Consider the following 7665-nt stretch of genomic DNA (forward strand, 5'->3'; position numbering starts at 1 on the left):
GCGGCGGAGCCGGGCGGGACGACATCACCGAAGGCATTCACAGCCATGAGCGCCGACACGGTCAGGTGCTCTCGGCGCTCGGTGGCAGTGCCGATCCCCGCCGGCACGGCGGCGTCCCGCCCCCGCCACGTGCTGACCGTCGCCCCGGTGCCCGCTCCGACCGCTCCGGTCGCCACCACATCGGCAGTCGCCGCCTCGGCCGCGGCGTAGCCGGCGTCCGCATCCGGTCGGACCGACGAGTCACCGACACCGAGATCGAACAGGACAGCGCCGACGATGATAGGAACCGGGCCCGCCGGGGTCGCCAGGCCGATGCCCCGCTCCTCGCACCACCTGGCCACGCCGTCGCACGCCGCCAGCCCGAAGGCCGATCCGCCGCTCAGCACCACGGCATCGACGTGCTGGACGAGCCGCTCCGGAGCGAGCAACTCCCACTCCCTCGTTCCCGGCGCGCCTCCCCGAACCTCTCCCGACGCCACCGTCCCGGGCGGGAGGAGGACAACGGTGCAGCCGGTCCGGGCCTTCTCGTCGCTCCAGTGGCCGACCCGCACGCCCGACAGGTCGGTGATCACGCGGACTTCGCCGCCCGCAAGCGGCACGACCTTGCGAACCGCTCGAGGGAAGCGGCGAGCTCCTCCCGACGTTCGAGCATGACCATGTGCCCGCATCCGGTCAGGGTCAGCAGCTCCGCCTCGGGCAGGGCGGCGACAAGGCGGCGCGCTTGCCAGGGCGGCGTCAACGCATCCCTGGAGCCGACGACGACCAGCGCCTCCCGGTCGACCGCCCCGAGATCGCGGCACAGGTCGACCGTCATGACGTCGGCCAGGAGCTCGGCCACGACGGCCACCGAGGTGTCGTCGATGATCTCCCGGGTCAGCTCGACGTGGGCCGGCCGCGGTGCGGCTCCGAAGGCGCCTCGGGCGATCAGGTAGGCCAGGTCACCAGGCGGGAGCAGACCCCGCCCGACCCCGTTCATCTTGTGCAGCCGCAGGGCGACAAGGCGGGACAGCGTTCGGGCCAGGAGCTCCCAGTACGGCAGCCTGGCGTGCGGACCTCCCGAGGTGGCCACCAGGCCGACCCCCGCCACCCGATCCGACAGCGTGTCGGGACGGTCGGCCAGCAGACGGAGCACGACCATGCCCCCCATCGAGTGGCCGACCAGTATCGCCTGCCGGAGGTCCAGGGCCTCGAGGACGGTGAGGAGGTCGGTCCCGAGACGGGTGAGGTCGGCCGGTTCCCGGCCGGGACGGGACTGCCCGTGGCCACGCTGGTCGATGGCGACGACCCGGTGGGTGGCCGACAGGTCGTGCAGCTGGTAGCCCCAGATACGCGCCGCCAGAGTGATCCCGTGCAACAAGACGATCGGCTGGCCCTGGCCCCGCTCGAGGACGTGGATCTCGCCCCCGTCATCGGTCTCGATCGTCCGCTCGGTGACGGGGGGGACGAAATCGGCTTCGCCGACGGGCACGACCCGCGCCCTCTCCCGCCGGATGAGCTGACGCTCGACCACCGAGCCCACCCCGAGGGCGGCGCCGACGCCCAGCGCGACCCAGCGGGCCTTCACGGCGCGGTCACCCCGGACAGCCAGCGGGGCACGAGCTCGACGAGGTCGCCGGCCAGCAGGCCCTCGGGGAGTCCGAGCCCCGCGGCCCTGCCGTGGGCGTGGGCCCCGAACGCCGCCGCCTCGACGGGTCCCAGGCCCCGAGCCAGGAAGGCGCCGATGACGCCGGAGAGGACGTCGCCCGTGCCGGCGGTGGCCAGCTGGGACGAGCCCGAGGTCGACACCAGCGATCGACCGTCAGGCGCGGCCACGACGGTCGTCGAGCCCTTCAGCAGCACCACGGCGCCGGTGCGCCGGGACAGGTCGCGGGCCGCGCCGATCCGATCGGGCGCTGGTGCAGCGCCGGCGAGGCGTGCGTACTCGCCGGCGTGGGGGGTCAGCACGACCGAGGTCGAGCGGCCGGCGACAAGCTTGGCGACCTCCTCGGCCCCGCCCAGCACGTTGAGCCCGTCGGCGTCGACGAGCACGGGAACGGGGCACTCGGCGACCAGGCGGCGGACGGCCGCGGCTGTGGCCTCCGATCGTCCGAGCCCCGGCCCCATGACCAGCGCCCGACAGCGACCGACGACGCCGAGAACATCGGCGTCCCATCCCTCCGGGGGCAGCCCGTGGGCGACCACCTCGCTGCTCGGCAGGTCCCGCGGGCCGGCACCCGGCACCCCGAGCTGGAGCATCCCTGCCCCCGCCCGCATCGCCGCCAACGAGCAGAAGGTCGCCGAGCCCATCATCCCGGGCGACCCGGCGGCCACGTAGACGGCCGTCTCCCACTTGTGTGTGTCTCGCGATCGCCTGGGCAGCTGCTCGGCCACGTCGGCATCCTCCACCACGTGGATGCGGGCCCTGCTGACGTCCAGGCCGATATCGACGACCTCGACCGATCCCGACCGCGCCGGTCCCTCGCCGAGGAGCAGCCCCGGCTTGAGGGCGGCGAAGGTCACGGTGGCGTCGGCCTGCACCGCACCGGCGGCCGCCTCTCCCGTGTCGCCGTTCACCCCCGAGGGGATGTCGACGGCCACCACGAGCGCGCCCGCCGGCACGCCGGGCGCCTGGTACTGCCCCCGAAATCCCGTGCCGTAGGCGGCGTCCACGACGACGTCGCAGGGCGCCAGAACCTCCCCAGCCGCTCCTGCGTCGACCACCCTGACCCCGACGCCGCGCCGCCGGAGCCGGACGGCAGCGACCCGGCCGTCATCTCCGTTGTGGCCCTTGCCGGCCACGACGACGACCCGACGCCCGTACGACCCCCCCATCTGGCGGAGCACGGACCGGGCAACCGCGGCACCGGCCCGGTCGACGAGGGTGTCCAGGCTCACGCGCCGCTGCGCCTCGGCGTCGATGGCCTTCATCTCGTCCACCGTCACGACCGGCTTCATCGGCTGCCAGCCGGGTCGACGGGCCGGCCTCCCGGGCCGGCCAGCGCGAGCACCACGGCCTCGGCCATCAGGTCGGTGTGGGTGATCGACACCCGCCAGGCCGTGACCTCCAGGCGCCTCGCCAGCTCGGATGCCTTGCCCGCCACGGAGAGAGCGGGCGCGCCTCCAGGTCGGCGTACCACCTCGACATCGTGGAAGGCGAAGGCGCCGAGGCCGACGCCGAGCGACTTCATGGCCGCTTCCTTCACGGCGAAGCGGGCCGCCAGCCTCGGGGCGGGGTCGGCGAACCGGGCCGCGTAGGCCAGCTCGCCGTCGGTGAACAGGCGCCGTCGCAGACCGGGTCGGCGCTCGAGCGCCCGGCGGAACCTCGGCACCTCCACGGCGTCGATCCCGAGCCCGACTCCCTCGATCGCAGCCCCCGACGGGGTCATCACTCGACGGTGACGGTCTTGGCCAGGTTGCGGGGACGGTCGACGTCGTTGCCCCGCGCCATGGCCAGCGCGTAGGCGAAGAGCTGGAGGGGCACGACGTCGACCACGGGCTGGAACAGCTCGTGGCCCGCGTACGGCACCGTCAGTACGTGGTCGGCGAGCGCCCGCACGTGGGCGTCGTCAGCGTCGTCGTCGTCGACCAGGGCTATGACGATCGCCCCTCGGGCCTTGACCTCCTGCATGTTGGCCAGCAGCTTGTCCCGGAGGCGGCTGCGGGTGGCGATGGCAACCACCACGACGCCCGGCTCGATGAGCGCGATGGGGCCGTGCTTGAGCTCGCCTGCGGGATAGCCCTCGGCCCGGAGGTAGCTGATCTCCTTGAGCTTGAGGGCGCCCTCCAGGGCCATGGCGTTTCCCACGCCCCGGCCGATGAAGAAGAAGTCGCGCACCCCCTCGACCTGCCGGGCCACATCGGTCACCGCCGGGGCGGTGTCGATGGCAGCCTGGACGCGGTCGGGCAGGCGTTGCAGGCACTCGAGCTGGTGGGCAACCTCCTCGGGGTAGTACTTGCCGCGCACCTGGGCGAGGTACAGGGCGAGGACGTGCATGGCCACCAGCTGGGCCACATGGCACTTGGTCGAGGCCACCGCGATCTCTGGTCCGGCCCGCGTATAGAGCGTCGCGTCGGCATCCCGGGCGAGCGACGAGTCCACCACGTTGGTGACCGCCAGCACGCGCGCCTTGCTCATGGCCTTGGTGTGGGCCACGGCCTCCATGGTGTCCAGCGTCTCGCCCGACTGGCTGATGGCCACCACCAGGCTGGAGGCGTCGAGCACAGGGTCGCGGTAGCGGAACTCGCTGGCAATCTCGAGCTCGGTGGGCAGCTGGGCGAAGTGCTCGATGGATAGTCGGCCCACCATCCCGGCGTGGTAGCTCGAGCCGGTGGCGACGACGAAGACCTTGTCGACCTGACGCACGTCATCGTCCGACAGTCGCATCTGGTCGAGCACGAGACGTCCACCGACGATGCGGCCCAGCAGCGTGTCGCGCACGGCGGCCGGCTGCTCGTGGATCTCCTTCATCATGAAGTCGGGGTAGCCGCCCTTCTCGGCGGCCTCCAGGTCCCAGCTGACCTCGCGGGCGACGAGGTCGACCTCGCGCCCGGCCAGGTCGGTGACCCGGACGTTGCCGGGACGGACCTCGGCGACGCGGTCGTTGTCGATGACGAAGACGCTCTCGGCCCGGCCGTGGATGGCGGGGATGTCGGACGCCAGCAGGCCGGTGCCGTCGGCCTGGCCGGCGATGAGCGGCGAGCCCCGGCGGGCGCCGACGATGAGTCCCGGCTCGTCGGCGTGGACCACGGCGAGGGCGAACTTGCCCTGGACCTCGGCCAAGGCGGCGCGCACGGCGTCGGCCAGGCCCACGCCGTCGCGCTTGCGGGCTGCGATCAGGTGCGCCAGCACTTCGGTGTCGGTGTCACTGGTCAACTCGTCGCCGCCCTCGGGCAGGGTCCCGGCCAGCTCCCGGTAGTTCTCGATGATCCCGTTGTGGGCGAGGGCCAGACGGCCGGTGGCGTCGGTGTGCGGGTGGGCGTTGGGCTCCGTCGGCGCCCCGTGGGTCGCCCATCTCGAGTGGCCGATACCGGTGGTGGCGGCCGGGGCGTCGCCCACCGTCTCGGTCAGCTCGGCCACGCTCTTGTTGCCGCCGGCCCGCCGTCGGCGCCACACGCCCCCGTCGGCCAGCAGCGCGATACCGGCCGAGTCGTAGCCGCGGTACTCGAGTCGTGCCAGCCCCTCGAGGAGGACAGGCAGCACTGGGGACGATCCGGTCGCGCCGATGATGCCGCACATGACCTAAAGGCTACGGCGTCCGCTCACCGGCGTCCCCCAGCTGGCGGCGCACGGCGCTGCAGAGTCGGTCGACGGCAGCGCGGGCCTGATCGGCGCTCTGGGCCTCGACCATGACCCGTACGACCGGTTCGGTGCCACTGGCCCGGAGCAGGACCCGACCGGCGCGGCCCAGCTCGGCCTCGACCGCCGCCACCTCCTGCCACACGACGCCGGCCGACGCCAGCTGCTCGGGGTCGGACACGGCCACGCTGACCAGCTCCTGCGGAAGCCGGGTCATCGCCTCACCCGCCAGCTCAGCCAGGGACCGGCCTCGACGCCGCAGCAGATCGAGGAGCTGCAGGCCGGTGAGGATCCCGTCGCCGGTGGTTGCAAGTTGTCGAAAGATGATGTGACCCGACTGCTCCCCGCCCAGGCTGTAGCCGCCCTCCTCGATGGCGGCCAGGACGTGGCGGTCGCCCACGCTGGTCTGGCACACCCGGATGCCCCTGGCCTCGAGGGCGAGCAACATCCCCAGGTTGGTCATGACCGTCGCCACCACCGTGTCCGAGGCGAGGAGGCCGCGCTCCTGGAGGTCCACGGCGAACATGGCCATCAGGTGGTCACCGTCGACGAGGGTCCCGGTGTGGTCGACGGCCAGCACTCGGTCGGCGTCGCCGTCGAAGGCCAGTCCCACATCGGCGCCGGCCGCCACGACGGCGCGCTGGAGGCCCTCGGGGTGGGTCGAGCCGCAGCCGTCGTTGATGTTCGTGCCGTCAGGAGCATCGGCGATCACGCTCACGTCGGCGCCCAACCGGGCGAGGACCGACGGGGCGACATGACTTGCGGCGCCGCTGGCGCAGTCCAGCACGCAGCGAAGGCCGTCGAGGCGTCGGCCCTCCAGCGCGGCGACGAGGTGGCCGCTGTACTCGTCGATCCCCGCCGGGTCGGGGTCGATGCGGCCCACCGAGGCCCCCACCGCCGCCTCGAGGTCGGGCGACGAGAGCGCCGGGAGCGGCGCGGTCCGGCCCGATGCGGTGGGCTCGCCGACCACCCGGGCCAGCTCGGCCTCCAGGGCCCGCTCGACGGGGTCGGACAGCTTGGTCCCCCCGGCACCGAAGAGCTTGACGCCGTTGTCGGGGTACCGGTTGTGCGAGGCCGAGATCATCGCCGCCGGAAGCTTGCGCCTCGCCGAGAGCCAGGCCAGACCCGGCGTGGGGATCACGCCGACATCGGCGACCCGCACCCCCTCGCTGGCGAGCCCGGCGGACAGCGCGGCCTGCAGCAGGGGGCCCGACAGCCGCGTGTCCCGACCCACGATGAACTCCGGCGCCGGAACGACACGGGCCGCAGCCCGTCCGAGGGCGAGGACGAGCTCGGGGGTGAGCTCAGCGTTGGCGACGCCTCGGAGCCCGTCGGTGCCGAACTTCAGGCTCAAAGCGGGGCTACCGCTTCGAGTACTGGGGCGCCTTGCGGGCCTTCTTGAGGCCGTACTTCTTGCTCTCCTTCTCCCTGGCGTCGCGCGTCAGGAACCCCGCCCGCTTGAGGGGTACCCGCAGGTCACCGTCCAGCTCGGCCAGGGCCCGGGCGATCCCGAGGCGGAGGGCACCGGCCTGGCCGGACGTGCCGCCCCCGCCGATGGTCGCCTCGATGTCGTAGGACTCCGCCGCCGTGGCCAGTCGAAGCGGCTCGGTGGCGATCATCCGGTGGGTCGCCGAGGGGAAGTACTCCTCGATCGGGCGCCGGTTGATCCTGATGGTCCCGCCGCCGGACCGAAAACGCACGCGCGCGACGGCCGACTTGCGGCGACCGGTGGTCTTGACGATGGGCTGGGGCATGGTCGGGCTCCTCAGGCCGGGCGGGACCGGGCGCCCTCGAGGGGCAGGGGCTGGGGGTCCTGGGCAGTATGCGGATGGACGGGGCCGGCGTAGACCTTGAGCTTCTTCAAGGTGCGCCGACCGAGCGGGCCCTTGGGAAGCATGCCCCGCACCGCCCGGCGAACGGTCTCTTCCGGCCGGGTGGCCAACAGCTCGGCGTAGGTGCGGCTCGTGAGGCTCCCCGGGTGGCCGCTGTGGCGGTAGTAGCGCTTCTTGCCGGCCTTGTCGGACGTCATGACCACCTTGGCCGCGTTGACGATCACCACGTGGTCACCCATGTCGAAATGGGGGGCGAACCGCGGGTTGTGCTTGCCCCGCAGGACCCGCGCCACCTCGGCGCACATACGGCCGAGCACCAGCCCGTCGGCATCGACGACGTGCCAGGCGCGGTCGATGTCGCTGGGCTTCGGTGAGTAGGTGCGCACGGGGAGCTCTTCCAGGGATTCCGACGGGTTCCGACTATTCCGACAGTTTCGGAGACACGGGTCGCGCCGGGACGGCGCCGAGCCGACAAGCCAGGTTAGATCGGCGCCCCGGTACCGGCAAACGGGGGTCCTGGCGGCGTCGGCGCCCGGCCCGTGCTGGCCAGCGCCGACG

At 72.9% G+C, this 7665-nt stretch carries 8 protein-coding genes; all 8 read right to left on the bottom strand.

The window, feature by feature from the left end; all coding sequences use genetic code 11:
* The coding region (locus VH112_09940; protein HEX4540552.1) for a P1 family peptidase at positions 1 to 572 on the bottom strand (572 nt) is incomplete at its 3' end.
* Positions 569 to 1564: an alpha/beta hydrolase gene (locus tag VH112_09945; protein ID HEX4540553.1), complete on the bottom strand. Its 996-nt coding sequence runs from the start codon at positions 1562 to 1564 to the stop codon at positions 569 to 571. The genes VH112_09945 and VH112_09940, both read right to left, overlap by 4 nt.
* Entirely contained in the window at positions 1561 to 2934 is a 1374-nt protein-coding gene (locus tag VH112_09950) for an NAD(P)H-hydrate dehydratase (protein HEX4540554.1), read from the bottom strand. Before VH112_09950 ends, VH112_09945 begins: the two co-directional genes overlap by 4 nt.
* The gene (gene acpS / locus VH112_09955) at positions 2931 to 3365 is read right to left on the bottom strand and encodes a holo-ACP synthase (protein HEX4540555.1); all 435 of its coding nucleotides are present in this window, start codon (positions 3363 to 3365) and stop codon (positions 2931 to 2933) included. The genes VH112_09950 and acpS overlap by 4 nt, the downstream gene beginning before the upstream one ends.
* Complete coding sequence (glmS, locus tag VH112_09960) at positions 3365 to 5215, bottom strand: glutamine--fructose-6-phosphate transaminase (isomerizing) (protein HEX4540556.1); 1851 nt, start codon at positions 5213 to 5215, stop codon at positions 3365 to 3367. Before glmS ends, acpS begins: the two co-directional genes overlap by 1 nt.
* A 10-nt stretch (positions 5216 to 5225) precedes the next feature.
* Positions 5226 to 6629 (bottom strand): phosphoglucosamine mutase, encoded by a 1404-nt coding sequence (glmM, locus tag VH112_09965; GenBank protein HEX4540557.1) that lies wholly within the window; start codon positions 6627 to 6629, stop codon positions 5226 to 5228.
* 7 nt (positions 6630 to 6636) lie between these two features.
* A complete protein-coding gene (gene rpsI / locus VH112_09970) occupies positions 6637 to 7029 on the bottom strand; it encodes a 30S ribosomal protein S9 (GenBank protein HEX4540558.1) in 393 nt (130 codons plus the stop codon).
* An 11-nt stretch (positions 7030 to 7040) separates the two neighbouring features.
* Positions 7041 to 7493 (bottom strand): 50S ribosomal protein L13, encoded by a 453-nt coding sequence (gene rplM, locus VH112_09975; GenBank protein ID HEX4540559.1) that lies wholly within the window; start codon positions 7491 to 7493, stop codon positions 7041 to 7043.
* Positions 7494 to 7665: the final 172 nt, after the last annotated feature.

Source organism: Acidimicrobiales bacterium (assembly GCA_036270875.1).
Classification (GTDB): Bacteria; Actinomycetota; Acidimicrobiia; order Acidimicrobiales; family AC-9; genus AC-9.

What these genes read in the sequence shown, in the direction of transcription:
- rpsI (HEX4540558.1), bottom strand. Translation starts at nt 7,029, where the DNA reads ATGCCCCAGCCCATCGTCAAGACCACCGGTCGCCGCAAGTCGGCCGTC.
- acpS (HEX4540555.1), bottom strand. Translation starts at nt 3,365, where the DNA reads ATGACCCCGTCGGGGGCTGCGATCGAGGGAGTCGGGCTCGGGATCGAC.
- glmS (HEX4540556.1), bottom strand. Translation starts at nt 5,215, where the DNA reads ATGTGCGGCATCATCGGCGCGACCGGATCGTCCCCAGTGCTGCCTGTC.
- VH112_09950 (HEX4540554.1), bottom strand. Translation starts at nt 2,934, where the DNA reads ATGAAGCCGGTCGTGACGGTGGACGAGATGAAGGCCATCGACGCCGAG.